The organism is Gabonibacter chumensis, assembly GCF_024741215.1.
GTDB lineage: Bacteria > Bacteroidota > Bacteroidia > Bacteroidales > Marinifilaceae > Gabonibacter > Gabonibacter massiliensis.
Map to the genome: position 1 here is coordinate 391755 of NZ_JANSKB010000003.1, position 22211 is coordinate 413965.

General features: G+C 42.2%; 12 protein-coding genes and 1 tRNA gene. 4 read left to right on the forward strand and 9 right to left on the reverse strand.

All coding sequences use genetic code 11. The annotated features are described in order from the left end of the window. Positions 1 to 45 precede the first annotated feature (45 nt). The gene (locus NVS78_RS11110; RefSeq protein WP_286359236.1) at positions 46 to 1365 is read right to left on the reverse strand and encodes a UDP-glucose dehydrogenase family protein; all 1320 of its coding nucleotides are present in this window, start codon (positions 1363 to 1365) and stop codon (positions 46 to 48) included. A 433-nt stretch (positions 1366 to 1798) separates the two neighbouring features. On the opposite strand from NVS78_RS11110, the gene NVS78_RS11115 reads away from it, so the two are divergent. The 3 genes from NVS78_RS11115 to NVS78_RS11120 all read left to right on the forward strand — a co-directional run bounded on the left by NVS78_RS11115 (position 1799) and on the right by NVS78_RS11120 (position 10036). Then, positions 1799 to 7114 (forward strand): alpha-2-macroglobulin family protein, encoded by a 5316-nt coding sequence (locus NVS78_RS11115; protein WP_286359237.1) that lies wholly within the window; start codon positions 1799 to 1801, stop codon positions 7112 to 7114. Positions 7115 to 7239: 125 nt separating this feature from the next. Beyond that, positions 7240 to 7596 (forward strand): DUF8478 family putative metalloprotein, encoded by a 357-nt coding sequence (locus NVS78_RS14240; RefSeq protein ID WP_491896684.1) that lies wholly within the window; start codon positions 7240 to 7242, stop codon positions 7594 to 7596. A gap of 139 nt (positions 7597 to 7735) precedes the next feature. Next, positions 7736 to 10036, forward strand: a complete 2301-nt coding sequence (locus NVS78_RS11120; protein ID WP_286359238.1) for a TonB-dependent receptor — start codon at positions 7736 to 7738, stop codon at positions 10034 to 10036. A gap of 41 nt (positions 10037 to 10077) precedes the next feature. Here NVS78_RS11120 and NVS78_RS11125 read toward each other — a convergent pair whose 3' ends face one another. The 8 genes from NVS78_RS11125 to NVS78_RS11160 all read right to left on the reverse strand — a co-directional run bounded on the left by NVS78_RS11125 (position 10078) and on the right by NVS78_RS11160 (position 21912). Then, positions 10078 to 11793, reverse strand: a complete 1716-nt coding sequence (locus NVS78_RS11125) for a sensor histidine kinase (protein ID WP_286359239.1) — start codon at positions 11791 to 11793, stop codon at positions 10078 to 10080. Between the two features lie 12 nt (positions 11794 to 11805). Further along, on the reverse strand, positions 11806 to 12927 hold the full coding sequence (locus NVS78_RS11130; RefSeq protein ID WP_286359240.1) for a sensor protein KdpD: 1122 nt from the start codon (positions 12925 to 12927) through the stop codon (positions 11806 to 11808). A 213-nt stretch (positions 12928 to 13140) separates the two neighbouring features. Next, the gene (locus NVS78_RS11135) at positions 13141 to 13878 is read right to left on the reverse strand and encodes a hypothetical protein (RefSeq protein WP_286359241.1); all 738 of its coding nucleotides are present in this window, start codon (positions 13876 to 13878) and stop codon (positions 13141 to 13143) included. 239 nt (positions 13879 to 14117) lie between these two features. After that, positions 14118 to 14687: a K(+)-transporting ATPase subunit C gene (locus tag NVS78_RS11140; protein ID WP_286359252.1), complete on the reverse strand. Its 570-nt coding sequence runs from the start codon at positions 14685 to 14687 to the stop codon at positions 14118 to 14120. A gap of 80 nt (positions 14688 to 14767) precedes the next feature. Then, positions 14768 to 16807: a potassium-transporting ATPase subunit KdpB gene (gene kdpB, locus NVS78_RS11145; RefSeq protein ID WP_286359242.1), complete on the reverse strand. Its 2040-nt coding sequence runs from the start codon at positions 16805 to 16807 to the stop codon at positions 14768 to 14770. Positions 16808 to 16884: 77 nt separating this feature from the next. Further along, positions 16885 to 18582 (reverse strand): potassium-transporting ATPase subunit KdpA, encoded by a 1698-nt coding sequence (gene kdpA / locus NVS78_RS11150; RefSeq protein ID WP_286359243.1) that lies wholly within the window; start codon positions 18580 to 18582, stop codon positions 16885 to 16887. 466 nt (positions 18583 to 19048) lie between these two features. Further along, positions 19049 to 20401 carry a sigma-54-dependent transcriptional regulator gene (locus NVS78_RS11155; RefSeq protein ID WP_286359244.1) on the reverse strand — a complete coding sequence of 451 codons (1353 nt, stop codon included), beginning with the start codon at positions 20399 to 20401 and terminating at the stop codon, positions 19049 to 19051. A gap of 158 nt (positions 20402 to 20559) precedes the next feature. Then, complete coding sequence (locus NVS78_RS11160; RefSeq protein WP_286359245.1) at positions 20560 to 21912, reverse strand: radical SAM/SPASM domain-containing protein; 1353 nt, start codon at positions 21910 to 21912, stop codon at positions 20560 to 20562. A gap of 167 nt (positions 21913 to 22079) precedes the next feature. Between NVS78_RS11160 and NVS78_RS11165 the strand changes: the two genes are divergently transcribed. Continuing rightward, positions 22080 to 22164, forward strand: a tRNA-Ser gene (locus tag NVS78_RS11165). Positions 22165 to 22211: the final 47 nt, after the last annotated feature.

Consider the following 22211-nt stretch of genomic DNA (forward strand, 5'->3'; position numbering starts at 1 on the left):
ATGCCTCATTCATACTCCCGAACAAATCCATCCTATGACGACGAATCACTTTTGCCGTCCTATCCCGTAATAAATATAACCGAACTCTTTCATCTGTTCCGGACTATATATATTACGACCATCAAATATAATCTTATGCTTTAAAGCCTTTTCAATAAAAGTAAACTTAGGAATCTTAAACTCAGGCCACTCCGTGACAACAATTAAAGCATCCGCATCCGATAAAGCATCGTACATATTACTTGCATATTCGATCTTCGCCCCTATGCGTCTCCGACACTCTTCCATTGCCACCGGATCATAAGCTCGTATAACAGCTCCGGCTTCTACTAAACGTTCGATCAGTACCAGCGAAGGAGCTTCCCGCATATCATCAGTAGCAGGTTTAAAAGACAATCCCCACATGGCAAAACGTTTACCTTTCAAATCCTGACCGAAATGAGCTATTACTTTTTTAAATAATACCTCTTTTTGCCTCTCGTTCACTCTCTCCACAGCCTTCAATAACTCTAAACTATGCCCGTTTTCATCTCCCGTCTTAATCAATGCCTTCACATCTTTAGGGAAACAAGATCCTCCATAACCGCAACCCGCATTCAAAAACTTTTTACCGATACGGCTGTCACTACCTATCCCTTTCTTTACAGCCTCGACATCCGCCCCCACGATCTCACACAAATTCGCAATATCATTCATAAATGAAATCCGGGTCGCCAACATGGAGTTGGCAGCATATTTAGTCATCTCCGCCGAAGGAATATCCATAAAATAGATCGGCGTATTATTTAAGATAAACACGTGGTACAAACGCTCCATCACCCGTTTGGCCCTTTCGCTCTCAACGCCGATCACCACCCGGTCAGGAGAAATGAAATCATTAACAGCATCACCCTCTTTCAAAAACTCGGGATTGGAAGCCACATCGAAAAGTACGGATACATTCCGTTTTTGCAAAGCCTCTTTTATCGTGGCCTTTACCTTCATGTTCGTCCCGACAGGAACCGTTGATTTCGTTACAACCACAATATAATCATCGATAATTTCACCTATCTCCCGCGCTACCCCCAATACATATTTCAAATCAGCACTTCCATCCTCATCCGGCGGAGTACCGACAGCGATAAATACCGCATCGGCATCTTTCAATGCCTCTCTCAATGAGGTCGTAAAAAAAAGACGCCCGTCACTCTGGTTGCGAACCACCAATTCTGCCAGTCCTGGCTCAAAAATAGGAATACCTCCATTGTTCAACAACTCAATCTTAGCCCGGTCTACATCGACACACGTCACCGTAATTCCGGTTTCCGCTAAACATGTACCGGACACTAATCCTACATAACCTGTTCCGACAACAGCTATTCTCATCTTTATCCTTTTTACGTGAATGATTCTCATTTCATGACCGACGCCCTTACCATACACCTGCCGCCGATCATTTTTCAATTTTGCAAAAATACAAATTTAATACGAACAATCGGGTCCCGATCTCATTAATTTTAACGAAAACCTAAAAGAGAACCCGCCCAAAGGGGTAACTTACCATTTCACACAACCCGGATCTTATACGACCTGAATAACCCTCGTTTTTTCGAATAAAATTTAAATACAAACCAAAATGAATTGGTTTTATTTACATAAATTTGCCTAATCTAAATTAATCACAAAAACTAAGGCCATGAATAGGTGTTTTCTCTTTATCTCATTCTTGATCATGCTCTTTGCATTTTCTTCATGTAAAGAAAGACAGCATCAAAACAAATTAGAATACAGCAAATACGTCAGCGAATTTACACAGGGAATGATACGGTCAACGGATCCTATTTGTATTCTTTTTAACGCGAACCTGGATTCTCTTCCTGTTTCGGCTGATGATATTTTTAAAATATCTCCCCGAGTAAAAGGAACACTTCAATTCCATCAAAATACCTTGAAATTTATTCCAAGCGAAAGATTTGAAAACGAGCAAATTTACCAAATCTCTTTACAATTAGACCAATTGTTCGATGTTCCCGCTACATTGAAGAAATTTAATTTCACAGTTAAAATACTTCCCCAGGTATACTCTTTTCAGGAAGGGAATTTAGGCATCTATCCGGAGAATAACGATCAATTCTTCTACAAAGGAGCTATCGCAAACGCGGATCTAACAACCCCCGAACAAATCGAGCAGTTGATTACGGCGAAATTAGGCGATCGGGTTCTCTCTCTTGTATGGGATCATTCTCCTTATATACATCACTTTACAATTCCCGATCTGAAACGGGAAAAACACGCCCAGACTTTAAAACTCTCCTTCGACAAGAAGATAAAAAACGGAAACGATTTACTCGTTGAAATCCCCGGTGAAAACAACTTCTCCGTCCTGGATATCAAAGTTACCGACGACTATTCCCAAAGTATAGATGTTATTTTCTCTGATAATGTAAGTCCGACCCAAGATTTACGAGGGTTAATCACTATTGACGGCATAAACCGGCTGAACTATAACGTGCAAGGCAATATCGTTCGCCTGTATACCAACGAAACGAGCAAAATGAGGGGTATCGTACAAGTAAACGTTTACCGGGGTATTATGAATGCCACTGGGGACAAATTAACCAAAGAAGTAGCTCAATCCGTAAGCTTCCCTTCAGCGAAGCCAGAAATACGGTTTATTGGAGAAGGTACGATAACTCCGGCTGAAGGAAATATCTTAATCCCTTTTTCCGCGGTTGGCCTGAAGGCGATCCAATTACGTGTTGTTAAAGTTCTACCGCAAAATATGAATTTTTATTTACAACAAAATTCTTACGAATACGCCGGGGACTACGAATTACGAAGAGTAGGCCGTCCTATTCTAAATAAAAAAATTGTATTGGCAAAAGAAGGACAAACGATTCATTCGGATAAATGGCAAGACTACACGATCAACCTCGCGGACCACATTCAACTGGAAAAAGGTGTCGTTTATAAAGTCGAACTTCGGTTCAAACGATCTTATACCACTCTCGCCTGTAACGAAAAACAAAATCCAGATCGGGATGATTCGGACGATCAGTTCTGGCTAAGTTACGATAACTACGACGAGTATTATTACGGATATCCCGAAGACTACTCCTGGGAAGAGAGGGATAATCCCTGTTCAAACTCTTATTATTACGTATCCAGTCGTTTCCCTCAAAAGAATATAGTGGTAACCTCCTTAGGTATCACGGCTAAAGCAGGCACTGACGGAAAATACATAGTGGCTGTAAATGATTTGTCAGACGCCACTCCGGTAAGCAATTGCGAATTATTCTTCTACAATTATCAAAACCAAAAAATAGATTCGACCCGGACCGATGATCGAGGCATCGCAATAGCCCGGATACGGGGAAAAGCATTTACCGTCGTCGCTCGGAAAGGTAATGATCAGGCCTATTTAAAAGTCAATGATGCCGGTTCTTTATCTTACAGTAATTTCGACGTAACGGGAACCGTCGTTCAAAAAGGGCTCAAAGGATTCTTGTACGGGGAGAGGGGAGTATGGCGTCCCGGTAATGAAATCCATTTATCTTTTATCCTGGAAGACAAAGAAAACGTAATTCCGGCAGGCCATCCCATCATTGCCGAATTATACGATCCCAACGGACATGTCGTACAAACCCGGAAAAAGGGACGAAACGACAACGGCTTGTATTGCTTTACTTTCAAAACGGATGATAACGCGGTAACGGGATATTGGCGAACGATCGTCAAAATCGGTGGGACCTCTTTTTCCAAAACCATACGGATTGAAAGTATAAAGCCTAACCGCTTAAATATAAATGCTATTTTGCCTGGAAATATACTGGGAAAAGGTATTTATGAAAATAAGATTCCGGTTACGACCCGCTGGTTACACGGGGCTAAAACCAGTTCGCTGAAAACCATTACCGAATTAAAATTAACTCAGGGGAAAACCGTATTCGAGAAATTCAAAAATTACAATTTCGACGACCGTTCCAGATTCTATAAAACAACTACCACAACCCTGTTTGACGGGACAACCGATCCAGACGGCAATTTTACTTTGTCCGCGCAAAATATCACGACAGCAAATACCCCGGGGATGTTGAATGCCCTCTTGACCATTCGGGTTTTTGAAAATAGCGGAGATTTCAGTATCGTCACCTCCTCTTTTAAATATTCCCCCTACACGCAATACGTCGGAATAGCCTTACCGGAAACAGATGATAATTGGTATCCGGCAGGTAAACCGATACCTGTAAAAGGCGTTGTCGTAAACACCCTGGGACAACCCGTTGCATCCAAAGAAATAGAGATTGAAGTTTACGCTTTGGATTGGCGCTGGTGGTGGGACTCCAACGACGACAATCTTGGTTCATACGTTAACCGGTCTTACAGAAAACCCATATTACATAAAATGGTAAAAAGTACGAACGGAAAATTTAACGTCGATATTACCTGTAACGAGTGGGGACGCTATTATCTCATTGCCAAAGATAAAGCTTCCGGTCATTCTTGCGGTTCGACCTTTTATATCAGTTCTTGGCGCAACGACTTAAACATGCCCGGAATGGCCAATCTATTGACTTTGACCAGCGATAAAAAAGCATACCGTGTGGGGGAAAAAATAAAAATCAAATTCCCCTCCTCATCGGGAAGCATTGCCCTTATCAGCATCGAAAATGGCAAAACGGTGAAAGATATTTTCCGTATTCCGACAACAAACGACTTTACGACATTCGAGATAGAGGCAAAACAGGATATGTGTCCCAACATATACGTGAACGTATCCTTAATACAACCGCACAAAAGCCGGGACAACGATAAGCCGATAAGACTATACGGAGTGATGAATATAGACGTGGAAGATCCGAGCCTCCATTTACATCCTCAGATCAGCATGGCCAAGGAGTTGCGTCCATCCGAAGATTTTACGATTACGGTAAGCGAAGCCGACGGCCACCCGATGACTTATACCTTAGCCGTAGTGGACGAAGGGCTTCTCTCGCTGACCTCTTTCAAAACTCCGGACCCCTTCCCCGCATTTTACGCACGGGAAGCCTTAGGCGTGAAAACGTGGGATTTTTACGACGACGTATGCGGAGCTTTCGGCGGAAGATTGGAAAAAGCCTTTGCCATCGGCGGAGACGAAGCACTAAAACCGGAAGAGAACCACAAGAGCAATCGGTTCACTCCGGTAGTACTATTCCAGGGACCGTTTACCTTAAAAAAGGGTGAAAAAAAGAGTCATACCCTACGTATGCCGGAATATATCGGAGAAGTGCGTACCATGGTTATAGCCGAACATAAGGGGCAATACGGTTCGGCCTCCCAAAATACAAGTGTCAATCAGCCCCTGATGCTTAACGTTACGATGCCGCGTATCTTCACCCCGGGTGATGTGATCGAAATTCCGGTTACCCTATTCGCCATGAAAGACCGGATTAAGGAGGTAAACGTAAGTATCCGAACAGACGATAAGATAGAAAATCTCGCCTCCGCTCAACAAAAGGTACATTTCGACAAAACAGGAGAACAAATTATATTCTTTAAAGTTAAGATCAAAGAGACGACCGGGAAATCGACACTCTCGTTCTCGGCACAAAGTGGTCAAGAAAAAGCATACTTCAGTTGCGATATCGATATCCGGATGCCCAACCCCCGAATTACGCGGGTGGAAGCGAAAGAGCTAAAAGCCGGAGAGACATTAACGTTCGATAACCCAATCGAGGGCATTAATCCGACCTCTATGTTGGAAATTACCTCTATCCCTCCTCTAAACTTAGAAAAACGATTAAATGACCTCATTCAGTATCCGCACGGATGCGGAGAACAAATTACCTCTGCGGCATTTCCACAGCTTATGCTCAATACGTTGATGGACCTCACGGAAGCCCAACGGGTAACCGCAGAACTCAACGTGAAAGAGGTAATCTCCCGGTTACGCAATTACCAACGAAATAACGGAGGTTTTAGCTACTGGGCCGGTAGCGAATTTATTTCGGATTGGGTAAGCAGTTATATTACCGACTTCCTCATCCAAGCCGAAAAACAAGGATACCAGGTTCCAGCATCCATGAAGAATAATGCCGTCAATTACTTGAATCAACAGGCAAACACCTGGAAACCTTCCGATTATTATGCCGAACTGGAGCAAGCTTACCGTCTATACGTTTTAGCTTCTGCCGACAAGGCAAATCTGGCAGCCATGAACCGGATGAAAGACATAATCTATAAAAATCCCGTTGCTCGTTGGCAACTGGCCGGAGCCTACGCGATAAGTAAATACGATAAAGTCGCCCGGTCGTTGATTGCCAATCTGCCAACGGAAGCGGAATCTTACAGGCAATTAGGCAGATGTTACGGTTCCGGATTACGTGACAATGCCATTCTTCTCCGGAGTATGGTGGATATGGACCTGCAAGAAGAAGCCTATACCCTCTTGCGAAAAATAGCCTTGCGCTTTGCTTCTAACGACTGGATGAGTACCCAGGAAAATGCCTTTGGACTATGTGCCGCGGCTCAATACGTTAAACGGTATTTCAAAGAAGGAAACGGTATAAAGGTTGAGATCGGAAAAGAAAAAATCCAAACCGAAAAAACAGTTATTCTTAAACCCTTAACCGTTAAACAACAACGCTCTAACGTGACCGTTAAAAACAATACCGACGGAACATTACACGTTAGGACCATCAATAGTTCCGTCCCGTTAGGAGTCATAACACAGAATGAAATGTCCGGATTGAAAATGCAAATTACTTATTATAGTAACAATAAACGGATCGATCGGCCTACATACCGACAAGGTGAAGATATAACAGCGGAAATATCCGTACAGAATACCGGTAAGATCGGTCAATACGATGAACTGGCTTTAACCTGCATGTTTCCTTCCGGATTCGAATTTATCAATGAACGTCTGATTTCCGGGATAAATCCTTTTAAAGGAACTGAGAACGTAGATATCCGAGACGACCGGATCTATCTGTATTTTTCATTAAAGCAAGGAGAAACCAAAAAATTCACTCTCCGTTTCAACGCCTCGTACCCCGGAACATACCTACTGCCGGCAATTACTTGTTCTGCCATGTATGACGATTCAATTACGGCAACTCTTGCCGGAGATCGAATCATAATAGAGAAATAATAGACAACGGAAGATGTTATCCCGTAACTAAGATTGGAATAACGTCTTCCGTTTTAACAATATTTTAAGAAGAAAAATTAATCTTTTATTTAGAAACATTCTACATTTGCATCGGTACAAAACCAATGCAAAAAAAGAGAACACATATCACCCTAAGGATATTCCTGTTAGCTCTATTTCTGAGTTACTATGGAAATATCACTTTTTTCCCTCACTACCATATCGTGGACGGGATAAGGATTGTTCACTCGCATTTTCATAAAATAACAACAAATCATCAGTCACAACACTCTCATTCCGACAACGAGATAAAATTAATCGCACATCTCAATTGTTTTTTCACCCTTTTGTTATTAGCACCTTCCGTATCTGCCGCCCCATTGACACGGAAACTCGTTTTATATATTACACGGAAAGCGGAAGAAACCGCTCCGCGTTTCTTCTTTCATAAAAAATTAAGGGCTCCCCCGGTCCGCATCTGACATTTTTGTCAATCTATTCTAAGTTATTTTTATTACTCGGGATAACTGTCTTTTCTTGTTAATAACTAACAGGAAGAATAGTCCATTCGGGATAACAGGCATATCCAAAAATCAAAAACTATTTAATTATCAATAACATATGAAACACATATATATACTAACCCTCTTTTTAACATTCGTTTTACCCGGTTTCGCTGACGAAGAAAACAGCAAACCCAAAAGCGATGCCAACATCATGGGACACGTTATCAACAAAGAGACAAAAGAACATATACCCTTTTTATCCGTTTTTCTTAAAGACACACATATAGGTACTTATACGGATGAAACAGGTCATTATTTCCTTAAAAACTTACCGGCAGGAAAACATACTTTACGCGTACAGGGCATCGGTTATAAAAGCGTTGAAAAAGACGTATTTTTGGAAAAAGGAAAAACCCTGGAAATTAATTTTGAGATTAGCGAAGACAATATCATGCTGGAGGGATCTGTTGTCACGGCTAACCGAAACGAAACCAGCCGTAAAGAAGCTCCGGTGGTCATCAACGTATTAACACCTAAAATATTTGAAAACACCAATTCGTTTTGTCTGGCACAAGGACTAAATTTTCAACCGGGTTTACGAGTGGAAAACAATTGCCAGAACTGTGGATTCCAACAAGTCCGTATCAACGGCTTAGACGGTCCCTATACCCAAATATTAATCGACAGTCGTCCTTCATTCAGTTCTCTATCGGGAGTATACGGACTGGAACAAATTCCCGTCAATATGATCGAACGTGTCGAAATCATGAGAGGAGGAGGTTCCGCTCTATTCGGTTCAAATGCCATCGCGGGAACAATCAACATCATCACCAAAGAACCGCTATATAATTTCTTCCAAATCAGTCACAACCTATCGGCTATTGACGGTGAAAGTTTCGATAACGTAACTAACTTTAACGGGGCTATTACTAACGAACAAAAGACAACAGGCGCGTACCTTTTCGGCATGGTAAGAGACCGCCAAGGTTACGATCACGACAAAGACGGTTTCACGGAATTAGGTAAACTAAATAATACCTCATTGGGTTTTAGAACATATTACAAACCGACCAACTACAGTAAAATCACACTGGAATACCATCATATTAAAGAATTCCGCAGGGGAGGAAATTTACTTGACAAACCTCCTCACGAAACGGATATTACGGAGCAGGCAGAACACAACATACACGGGGGAGGTGTAAACTACACGTTTAATTCTTCAGATTACAAACACCATCTAAATGCATATGCCTCTCTGCAAAATATAGGACGAAAATCATATTACGGTGCAGACAGGGATACGGCGGCATACGGAAAGACGACGGATATTACATTAGTAAGTGGGGTTCAATACTCTTATGATTTTAACCATTTTTTATTCCTCCCCTCGGAGTTGACTACCGGTTTCGAATATTCCTACGACAAACTGACCGATATCATGCTGGGGTACAATAGAAACCTTAACCAAGAGATATATGTTTACAGTATATATTTACAGAACGAATGGAAAACAGGACACTTTAGTTTTTTAATCGGGGGACGCATGGATAAAAATAGTGCCGTAGATAACCCTATATTTAGTCCGAGATTGAATATCCGATATAGTCCGATCGATGCCATCAACCTGCGAGCCAGCTATTCCGAAGGCTTTCGGGCTCCCCAAACCTATGATGAAGACCTGCATGTAGCCGCCGTAAACAACGAGGTTGCCATCATTCAAGTAGCTAAAGACCTGAAAACGGAACGCTCCAAAAGCTATAGTGCTTCCATCGACTATTATGCTACCTACGGAAGCACACAACTGAATTTGTTAGTCGAAGGATTTTATACCAATTTAAGACATATTTTCGTATTGGAACCTCTCGGACCGGACAAAGACGGAAACATCATCTATGAACGGAGAAACGGTAACGAAGCGATCGTAAAAGGAATAAACGTGGAAGGGAAAATCGTTCCTCATTATAAAGCGCAAATTCAATTCGGAGCTACATTGCAAAGCAGTAAATACGATCGGCCTCGGGCCTGGACGGATGACCCGGAAGCAGAGGAAACGCGTAAATTACTACGCTCTCCCGATACATACGGGTATCTTACAACCAATTTCATCCCTTTTAAAAACTTCTCATTCTCTCTTTCGGGAACTTACACCGGACCGATGTATATAGGGCATGAAAAAGGATATATCGAAAAGAGCATATTGAAAAAAACCTCTTCTTTTTACGATGCCACACTCAAATTGAATTATGATATCAAATTCAATAATTACACGTTACAGGTAAGCGGAGGCGTACAAAACCTGTTTGACAGTTATCAGAACGACTTCGACAAGGGAGCCAATCGGGATTCCAAATACATTTACGGACCGGGACTCCCTCGTACCTATTTTGCCGGCATTAAATTCGGAATATTCTAATTGATCAATTATCCCTCGAAAAAAATTTTCGAGGGATAAAGTTACCGAACAGGAAAGGAAATCGTAAACCGACTCCCCTTGCCTACTTCGCTGTCCACCCGGATCTTTCCGTCGTGAGCTTCAACAAAATCTTTGGAAATAGCCAGTCCTAAGCCGCTTCCCTGAACTTTGGTTCCAGGCACTCTAAAATAACGATCAAATATACTTTGATGGTAACGCGGGTCTATACCTTTTCCGAAATCCTGTACAAAAATTTCGACTCGTTTGTCTTCTTCATAGGCTCCTATAATAATCCTTGAATTCTCTTTGGAATAATGAATGGCATTGGACAACAAATTCGTAATCACCCAAGCGATCTTTTCGCTATCCACAAACAATTTAGAGATCTTCTCAGGGTATTCGACCTCGATATTACATCCGAACCGTTCTGCCAATACCCGGGTTGCCGAAACGGCATAATGAATCAATTCTATCGGCTTCGTTACTTTGGGGCTCAATGTCAATTTCCCCGTCTCAACCTGTGTTAACTTCAATAACTCACCGGTAATATTCAGCAAACGATCGCTATTCTCCTTAATACTTTCCGTTAAAGAGAACTGTTCTTCGTTCAATTGTCCGACCCGTTGGTCTTCCAACAATTTCAAACTCATCATAATAGCGGCAATTGGGGTCTTCAGCTCATGAGAAATCGTCGAAATAAAGGTAGTCTTGGCTGAATCCAACTCCTTGAATTCCGTAATATTTTTCAATATTATCAGATCGCCCACGTATTTTTGCTCCTTCTCCCCCGTTTTGGTGAGACGAACCGGAACATAATAAGCCTGAAAAAAACTTTCCTTATCATCCGCGTATATCTTCAAAGGTTCATGCTTTTCATTCGTATGTACTAACTCCCGAATAAGACGGCGCAATAAATCATTTCTCAAAGAAAGCTCCGCCGCCGATTGCCGGATAATCTCTTCCCGCTTCAGATTTAAAACAGACAACGCATCGTCATTAACAAATATGATTTTTCTCTCCTCGTTTAAACCGATCATCGGCTCGCGAATGCTATTCACGATCGCTTCTATATATTTCTTACTGGATAACAGATCCTCCAAAGAACTCTGCTGATATTCCGCCAATTTTTCAGCCATCGTATTGAATGAAGCCGCAACATCTCCGAACTCTTTCGTTTTATGAAAATATAAACGCTGATCATAATTTCGTTTGGCAATCTCTATAATACCGTTCGTCAACTCTTTTATGGGACGAGTTATCTGAGCCGGAAAAACGAGCAACAATAAAAAAGCAACGGTTATACTTCCCACTCCTATGATCGAAAGCCATAGCATGGCCTCATGAGCCGTCCGCGTGGCGACTTCGCTCTTACGTTGGATGGAAGCCATATTCAGATTCATTATCTGGATCAAATCCATGCGGACCTGTTGAAGAGATTCCTCACTCCGGCTCTCCTGCAACAATCTAAAATGCCTGATCAGGCGTTCCGTGACTTCCGATTCATCTATTTCCGTTATATTTTTCCGTTGCCTCTCCAAGTTTTCGATAAATACTTGAATGGCCGACTGATCCGTCTCAATCTGTTCGACAGCCTGTAACATCCGTTTCGCATAATCCAACGAATTGTAATTATCAGCCAAAATATTTTGGGTATCCGCCGATAACTTATAAATATAACCCACTGACAGTGTTCCCATCAGAACGATAATCAAAAACAAGATTCCTATTCCCGAGGTCAATTTCGTCTTTATCTTCATAATCTTATATTTTCATGCCAAAACGATCAAATCCACATTCAATGCCGCTAAATTATTCAATAATTTCTTATACCGTAAGACGGTTCTCACAAATGAAAATAGTCGAATATCCGGCTTGCCCACGCACAAGGTACTGATCTGACGTTCCCGGCAAACCCGAATGATGCTCCCGATAATATCATCGGACTGTATCTGAATCACTTCTCCTCCCAACTCGGAAGCAAGTTTAAAATGATTGATCAAATAACGCTGATTAGCCAACGGTATCCGGTCAGGACTTTCACGATGAGTCTGCACGTACAGGACAGAAAATCTGGAATTGTACCTTGTGGCTAACCGTGCCACTTTGCGAATCAATTTTCGAGGCGTTTTTTCCTGGCTACTGATACAGGCCATAAAACGCTCGTGTCTAAGTCCCGCATTTTCCACGACTTCGTTCTCTACCTTTTTTTCCACCCGTAACGCAACCTCCTTCAATGCCAACTCCCGGAGCTGCAAGATATTTTCCACTTTAAAAAAATGGTTCAAAGCTATATCTATCTTTTCGGGTTTATAAATCTTCCCGGCTTTTAAACGGGCAACCAACTCTTCCGCCGTCAAATCGATGTTTACAACCTCATCCGCCTCTTCAAATACACGATCAGGCACTCTCTCCTTCACCTCTATGCCGGCAATATCCTGTATCTCTTCGTTTAAGCTCTCTATATGCTGAATATTGATCGCACTAATAACATTTATCCCGGCATCCAACAAGTCAAAAACATCTTGCCATCTTTTCTCGTTCATACTCCCTTCTGCATTCGTGTGAGCTAATTCATCCACAATAACCGCTTCCGGACGAATTTGCAAGATAGTCTGCAAATCCATTTCTTCGATTTCTTTCCCCTTATAATATATTTTCCGCCGGGGAATAACAGGCAATCCTTTCAAAAGAGCTTCCGTATCCACTCGTCCGTGTGTCTCGATATAGCCGATTTGCACATCTATCCGGTTTCGCAATAGTTCGTGTGCCTCCTGCAACATCCGGTAAGTCTTCCCCACCCCCGCTATCATACCGATATATACCTTAAAATGTCCTCTCCGGCTTTTCCGAATCAAATTTAAAAAATGTTGTACATTTTGTTCCTTGTCCATAATCGTTTTTCAGCAAAAAATATACTACAAAGATAAAGAATATATAGACTACTTTCTATCAATAATTTACATACCGGAAATCATACCATATCGTTGATTCTGCTTTTTCATTTTGAAAATGTTTTTTCAAAATGAAAAATATTACCTCTCGATTTGCGTTTTAGCCCGGCAAGGTGTCCTTGCCGGGCTAAAACGCAAAATGAAACACTTGTATTACCTTAAAGTAAATCCCAAAACAAAATGGGCATCTTCATGAGCGGGATCGAAAATAATTCTCGTAAAAACAGGTAACGAAAAAGCCTTGGTGATTTGTATCTCCTTCGAGACTCCCAATCCGATATTCGTTATACTAAAACCGCGAACGGCATATAGTTTGCTTTCATACGGAGAAAAACCCAAGGTGAAATTCAAATCCACATTTTTTACTGAAAAAGGACAGGCCATCTCCGCGTAAGAAGAGTAATTTTGCTTTTCATTATCTTTTTTATCAGCCCCCCAAACCATCGTGCTCCAAGAGATACATAACGGAAATTTATCCGAAACGACATACCCTATACCGACCTCCACATGATGAGCGGTATTACGATTATCGAAATGAAAATAGTTGTTATTTTTCCAGGAAATCTTATCTCCCAATTTCTCTCCTTCCCACCAATAATCCGCCACGAATAAATTAAATTTTCCCCAACGATAAGCTGCTGTCAAATCGATCTCTTTATGTGTACCGCTTATCTCTTTGGATCCCCAAGCCGTGAAAGAAAAAGCTCCTATACCCATCGATAAAGTCGGCTGGATACTGGCTCCCGCATTATAAGCCCCGCGCCAGATATAAGAACTTACAACATCTCCGCTCACCTTAAATACCACACTTTTTACACTATTCCTCGCCTGTACTTCTACGACAACTCCTATCGATAGGAGTACCAAAATCGTCTTTCCTAAAAAATTCATTTTATTAAAAATTAAAATAAACAATAATTTGCAATCAAATCTTCGAGCATAATCCTTCCTGCCCATCAATATGATAAAACAGGCTTCAACAGAAAGATTAAAAAATAGATAAAAAAGGGAAGTCCTTTCGTTACGGATCAGTTATCTCAACACTCCTTTACCTTCCGAACTTCCCCGAAATGCAGTAACATCACTTAAAGATTTACACATTTCTCTAAATAACCCCAACTAATATAAACTCAATTCGCACTTTTTTCCAATGCGACATTGAGCTTCAACACATTGACTCTTGAAGTACCGAATAAACCCAACAAAGGTCTTTCGATCTGTTCATCCACGATCTCTTTTACTTTTTCTTCCGATATACCCCTGGCCTGAGCCACCCGCTTTACCTGCACGTAAGCCCCTTCCGGAGAAATATGCGGATCCAAACCACTACCACTGGCCGTTACCATCTCTGAAGGAACCTCCGAACGTTTTAAATAGGGATGCTTTACCAAGAAAGTATCAATTCGTGCCTCGACCTCCCGCAAATATTCCGGATTGGAAGTACCTTTATTACTACCTCCTGCCCCGTCTCCGGCATAATCAACTGCCGAAGGGCGCCCCCAGAAATAAATACCTTTCGTAAAAGTCTGGCCTACATTCGCTGCTCCGACCACTTTTCCATTTAGAGTAACTAACTCTGCCCGTCCATGATTAGGCCCCGCAATCAAAGCAAATAGCCATAGGATGAAAATATAAAACACACTAAAGAATACGCAAAAAACAAGTGTCAACCTTAAAGATTTCAATAAATTAGACTTCATCATCTTTACATTTTAATTAAAACGTCATTCAAATGTCAGGAGGACCCGCTGCACGTCGCCCCCGCGGGCCCTTTCCTGACTTAGAAAAATAACCCAACTAAAAGATCTATCAATTTAATCCCTATAAAAGGGGCCATGATCCCTCCTATACCGTAAATAAACAGATTACGCCGCAATAAAGCGGAAGCTCCAATAGGTTTATAACTAACACCTTTCAAGGCCAAGGGAATCAATATAGGGATAATGATCGCGTTAAAAATGACAGCAGAAAGGATGGCTGTTTCCGGACTATGAAGATGCATAATATTCAAAGCCCCCAAAGAGGGAATCGTCAACATAAATAAAGCCGGTACAATGGCGAAATACTTGGCAACATCATTGGCGATACTGAAAGTAGTCAAGGTTCCCCGTGTCATCAACAATTGCTTGCCAATTTCTACGATCTCTATTAATTTGGTAGGATCATTGTCCAAATCTACCATATTACCGGCTTCCTTTGCCGCCTGAGTCCCGCTATTCATAGCTACCCCGACATCGGCCTGAGCCAAAGCAGGTGCATCGTTAGTTCCATCCCCCATCATCGCGATCAATTTCCCGTTCTGCTGCTCTTTACGGATATATTCCATCTTATCTTCCGGCTTGGCTTCCGCTATAAAATCATCCACACCTGCTTTTTCAGCTATATATTTTGCCGTCAAAGGATTATCTCCTGTCACCATCACCGTTTTCACTCCCATTTTACGCAACCGTTCGAAACGCTCCTGTATACCCGGTTTAATAATATCCTGCAACTCGATAACTCCTATTGCCTTCTCGTTCTCCGAAACCACTAAGGGAGTCCCTCCGTTTTCCGAAATAGCCCGTATGGTCTCTTCCGTCTCCCGATCTATAGTGTTATTCGCTTTTTCCAATACACGACGAATCGCATCGGCTGCTCCTTTCCGTATTCTCACTCCGTTCTCTAAATTAACACCCGAACAACGGGTCTCAGCCGTAAATCGAATCATCGAAGCCCCCACCGCGTTCAAATCACGAATACGAATACCTCTCTCCCGTCCCAACTCGACGATGGATTTTCCCTCGGGTGTCTCATCCGACAGAGAGGATAACAAACAGGCCCGGATAAAATGCTTTTCGTCCACGCCATTGGCAGGATAAAATCGGGTAGCTTTACGATTACCGATCGTGATCGTCCCCGTTTTATCCAAAAGCAAGGTATCGATATCACCCGCCGTTTCAACAGCCTTTCCCGATTTCGTGATGACATTGGCTCGTAAAGCCCGATCCATACCTGCAATTCCAATGGCTGATAATAATCCTCCTATCGTCGTCGGAATCAAACATACAAACAAAGAGATAAAAGCCGCCACGGTAATATGGGTTCCCACGTAATCCCCGAAAGGTTTTAAAGTAGCACATACGATAACAAACACCAAGGTAAAACCGGCTAATAAAATCGTCAACGCGATCTCGTTCGGAGTTTTCTGACGGGATGCCCCCTCCACAAGCGCAATCATCTTATCCAAAAAGCTTTCTCCCGGTTGTGTGGTTACCAATACTCTGATACGATCGGAAAGTACTTTCGTTCCGCCGGTAACAGAGCTCTTATCACCTCCGGCCTCCCGGATAACCGGAGCACTCTCCCCGGTAATGGCGCTCTCGTCGATAGAGGCTAATCCCTCGACAATCTCCCCGTCGGAAGGAATAATATCCCCCGCTTCGCACTCGAACAGATCGCCTTTTTTTAATTTGGAACTGCTTACTATCTCTATTTTCCCGTTTACGATCACCTTGGCCGGAGTCTCTTCGCGGGTCTTCCTCAGACTGTCGGCTTGCGCTTTTCCCCTCGCTTCGGCTATGGCTTCCGCAAAATTGGCAAATAACAAGGTAACTAACAATACAAGGAACACGATCATATTATACCCGAACGAACCTTGCCCTACCGTCCCCGTGATCGCAATGTATACGGATACAAGTAACATCATGACTGTACATACCTCTACCGTGAACATGATTGGGTTCCGGAACATCGTACGCGGATGCAATTTCACGAACGACTGTTTTAAACTTTCTACAACTAACTCCTTTGAAAACAAAGAAGCAGACCTATTATTTTTCATCTCTATACTATTTTATCCTAAAAATACTCGGTTTTACAATTTACCATCCCGATTTTTTTCTCACCGGAAATCACCAATCAAAAACTTAGATATTCCGCAATCGGCCCCAACGTCAATACCGGGAAGAACGACAAGGCTGCAATAATAAAAATTACCGTAAAGGTCATTACCGCAAAAGTCCCCGTATCCGTCTTTAAAGTTCCGGCACTCTCCGGAATAAATTTCTTATTCGCCAACAATCCGGCTATGGCCACCTGGCCTACTATCGGCAAGTAACGTCCCATGATCAAAACGATACCACAAGTAAAATTCCAGAAATAGGTATTATCCCTCAGCCCTTCAAAACCGGAACCGTTATTGGCTGCCGACGAGGTATACTCGTATAGCATCTCGCTCAATCCATGAAAAGAAGGATTGTTTAACCAAGCCTCTGCCAGCTCCGGATTATGAGTGGCCAAAAAGCTGGAGATCGCCGTAAATACCAATATAAAGAACGGATGGGCCAAAGCTACGATAACGGCTATCTTCATCTCTCTCGCCTCAATCTTCTTTCCTAAAAATTCAGGTGTCCGTCCTACCATCAATCCGCTGATGAATACCGCAATAATAACAAATACATAATAGTTCATAAATCCGACTCCCACTCCCCCGAACCAACAATTTATCTGCATGTTCAACATCGATAGCATTCCTGTGAGCGGAGTCAAACTATCATGCATACCGTTAACCGAACCGTTGGAAGTTACTGTTGTTACTTGACTCCACAAAGCCGTGGCTGCAGCACCTAAACGGATCTCCTTTCCTTCCATGCTTCCCCGCTCCTGGGCAATTCCCATGGCATCTATTTGCGGACTGCCTTTCAGCTCGAAATAATGAGCTCCCACGACCCCGACCAAAAAGGCAAATAACATAACACCATAGATCGTGTAAGCTAATTTTTTACGTCTCAGATAGAATCCCAAAGCGAAAACCATAGACATAGGGATAATCAAAATAGACCAACACTCTATCACGTTCGATAAAAAAGTCGGATTCTCCAAGGGATGAGAAGAATTAGGACCGAAATAACCTCCTCCATTCGTACCCAATTGTTTTATAGGCACAACGGCCGCCGTGGGGCCTTGGGATACGGCTTGCTCCACGCCCTCTAAAGTCGTGATCCGTTCCTTTCCTTCGAATCCCATAGGAGTACCCTCGATAATCAGAATAAATCCGACAATTAAAGACAACGGTAATAAAATACGCGTACAACTCTTTATTAAAAGTACCCAGAAATTACCGAAATCCCGGGTCGTTTTAGTCGCCATGGCTTTAAATATTCCGGCCAAAGCTGCCATTCCGGTAGCCGCCGTAATAAACTGAAACAACATGATCACGAAAAGTTGTGTAAAATAAGTCAATCCGCTCTCTCCGCTATAATGCTGCAAATTACAGTTTACCATAAAACTGATACAGGTATTAAAAGCCAGGTCCGGACTTTGTCCCGCATTCCCGTCAGGATTCAACGGCAAATACCCCTGGGAAACCAACAACACCATTCCCCAAAAGAACCAGAAAACATTTACGGTCAACAATGCGACCAAAAATTTCTTCCAGTTCATCTCCTCCGCGGGATTAATCCCGCTCATCCTATACATCCACTTTTCAACGGGGGCCATAAAATCAGACCAAGTCCTTTCTCCCTTATATATTCTTGCGATATAACGGCCCAATGGATAGCTCAATACTACCATCATCACGACCTGCAAAATACTTCCTAATATTTCCGTATTCATCTTTTAAAACATTACTACGATTTCCCGTTATCCGGGATTTCTATTTCGTTTCTACATTCGCTTGATACTCCTTCTAAAATTTTTCGGGTTTTACCAACACGTACATCATATACCCGAACATCGTCACACTTAGTATAAACAATACCGTAAACATAACCTTCCTCCTTTTCAGATTTTTTCAAACCAATAAATACACTTGAAAAAGAACCAGTAACAAATAACACCAACCATACCTAAAAAAATAAATGATAATACTTCTTCCATGACTTTTCAATTTAATTTAAATTTTTGTTTCTCCCTATACCAAAGCCATGCCATCGGAATTACCACGTAACACAAATCATTGTATATAAAACAAATAGACGGATAGAATGGAATATTCTATCCGTCTATCACCTTTTCAAAATGAAAAGGTACCATATCATAATAACATACCGATCTGCGATCAAAAAAAACAGACCAACCGCTATTTTTCACCTAACCCGTACTCCTCTATCTTACGGTATAAAGTAGTCAAACCGATATGCATTAAACGAGCTGCTTCGGTCTTATTCCCTCCCGTGTATTGAAGCACTTTTTGGATATGATTCTTTTCTATGTTGGCTAATTCGAATTCAGAAAAACGTCGGTCTTCTCCAGGCCCGAAATTTCCATGTTGTAAATCAATAGGCAAATCTCCCGAGGAAAGCTGCTCCCCGTCGGCAATAACAATACTACGTTCAACGACATTTCTCAGTTCCCGCACATTCCCATTCCAGGCATGCTGTTTAAGCAGAGCCATGTAATCAGGCTGAATAAAAGTGATTTTTTTCCTCATCTTTGTCGAAAACTGATTCACAAAAGCATGAACATACACTTCAATATCCCGGGTACGTTCCCTTAGCGGAGGCAGGTGAATTTGAAAAACCGAAAGCCTGTAAAACAGATCTTCTCTAAAATGCCCGGCAGCGATCTCCTTAGACAGATCCCGGTTTGTCGCGGCAATCACCCTCACATCTACTTTCGTCGGTTTAGTATCTCCGATCTTTATAAACTCTCCGGATTCCAGAATCCGAAGTAACTTTGCCTGAAGATCAAATGCCATCTCTCCGATCTCGTCTAAAAACAAGGTTCCCTGATGTGCCTCTTCGAATAATCCTTTCTTATCCTTTAAGGCCCCGGTAAATGCACCTGCTTTATGACCGAACATCTCACTCTCCAACAACTCTTTACTAAAAGCAGAGCAATTGACAGCCACAAAAGACTTTTTATTTCTATTGCTTCCCTGATGAATAGCCTGAGCAAACACCTCTTTTCCGGTACCCGTTTCACCTGTTAGTAAAACCGGGACATCCGTGACCGCCACCTTCCGGGCCAAACGGATAGCCTCCTGCATTACCTCCGATCGCCCCAGTATCGTATCAAAAGTATATCTCCCCTCCCCGCCTCTATTTTCCGTTTTTTCATCTACATCACGAGCTACTTTCTCCATAGCACGACTGATCAACGGGATAATCCGGTTATTGTCATCCCCCTTGGTAATATAATCAAAAGCTCCGTTTTTTATCGCCTGCACTCCATCCGGAATATTTCCATGTGCCGTAAGCATGATAATCTCCGCACGAGGAGACAGCTGTTTTAATCTTTCAATAATCTCCACCCCATTCCCGTCCGGTAAACGCACGTCACATAAAACGACATCCGGCATACATTGTTTAGCTTGTTTCAGCCCGGCCGTACAACTATCAGCCTGAAAAACTTCATATCCCTCCAACCCGATGATACGGGACAACAATCCCCTCAATTGATTCTCGTCATCAATAATCAATACTTTGTTCATAAGATTATATTTACACTGAAAAATACAAACGAAAATACAATAAAAAATTTATCCCCCAAGAAAGCGAAAATAAAAAGAGAGTGAACTTTTAAAAGTCACACCCTCTCCAGCCTCCATCGGTTGCCGATACCGTTGTCAGCTATTTGATACAGAACAATTTAATTCAGTGTTTTTCCCCTTTCCGTCCATATTTGATCCGCAACGACAGCCCACTTATGAGCGCATCCCTGGCATTTTCCGGTCAAATCTTCCACGCTTTCGGGCTTCAACATATCGGTAGAATGAGCATGGGCCGCATTCACGACCTCTTTCAATCGATCGGGATTATCCAATAAGGGACAAGGCCGCAAATGATTTTTATTAAAAGGCTGACGTTTCTGGTATTCTTGAAAAAGCGGTGTTCTAAGCGCATCCAACAAACTCATATTCTTTATATTAGCCGTTGAATAATGAATAAAAGCACAAGGCTCTACATCGCCGTTGGCATTAATATGGAAATAATATCTTCCCCCGGCTATGCATCCGTCGACATACTCCCCGTCATTCCAGAAATCCATGGCAAAAATCGGTTTGGTACGCCGAAACTTTCTAACCTGATAATACATGTATTTCCGTTGTTCAGGCGTAGCCAACAATTCAGGAATAGCGTCTTCGCCGACAGGCATATAGGTAAAATACCAAGCAAAAGCGGCTCCTTTTTCTATCATGAAATCAACGTATTCGTCCGAACCGACAACATCCACGTTTTGACTATGATAACAGGTCGAATATCCGAAAATCAATCGTTTACGTTTGAGAAGTTCCATCGCTTTAATGACCGCTTGATAAGTCCCTTTTCCTCGACGCATATCCGTCTCTTTTTCAAACCCTTCAACACTAATGGCCGGGGCAAAATTACCGACCCGGAGCATCTCATCCGCAAAAGCCTCGTCAATCAATGTTCCATTCGTGAAAGCTAAGAAATAACATTCCGGGTGCTTTTCACAGAGACGGATGATATCTCCTTTTCTTACCAAAGGTTCTCCTCCCGAATAGATATACATAAATATACCTAACTCTTTCCCCTCCTTAATAATCCGGTCCATGGTATCGAAATCCAGCGACATCTGGTGACCGTACTCCGCTGCCCAACATCCCTTACATTTCAAATTACAGGCAGAAGTCGGGTCCATCAAAATCGTCCAGGGCACATTTACCCCGTGCTTCTTTCCGGTCACTTTCACCATACTGTTGCCGATAATAGCGGAATTACAGATCAACGATTCGAATAACTTCCTCCTCACGAAAGGATCCCATTCATTGTAAGCCTTTTTAATCAAAAGGTTCCAATTATTATCGGGATCGGATAAACAAGTCTCCAGACTACTCCATGCAGAATCATACGTTCCATCCACGTCCACTTTTCTTATCCATTTCAATGCTTTCGGTGCATTGGCTTCCGGATCTTTCTCCACATAATTCAATATTTGCCGAATTCCGTAAGCTTGCATTTTGTTCTTAAAACTCCCCATCTTTCTCTTGTTTTGATAGATACAATCAGTTTAGTTTAGAATTTAATTTTCTATAACGTACAAAATAAAAATTGGTTTCTTTCACACCCCATTTTAACGTACCCCCGCAAAAAAGCAAAATCTTTTTTTTGTCGTTCGAAATTTTCCCTTATCTTTGCATCCGCATAGGAGAGATGGCAGAGTGGTCGATCGCGGCGGTCTTGAAAACCGTTGTACTGAGAGGTACCGGGGGTTCGAATCCCTCTCTCTCCGCTTATAAAGAGCTAACAATAAGAAAGTTAGCTCTTTTTTATATATAA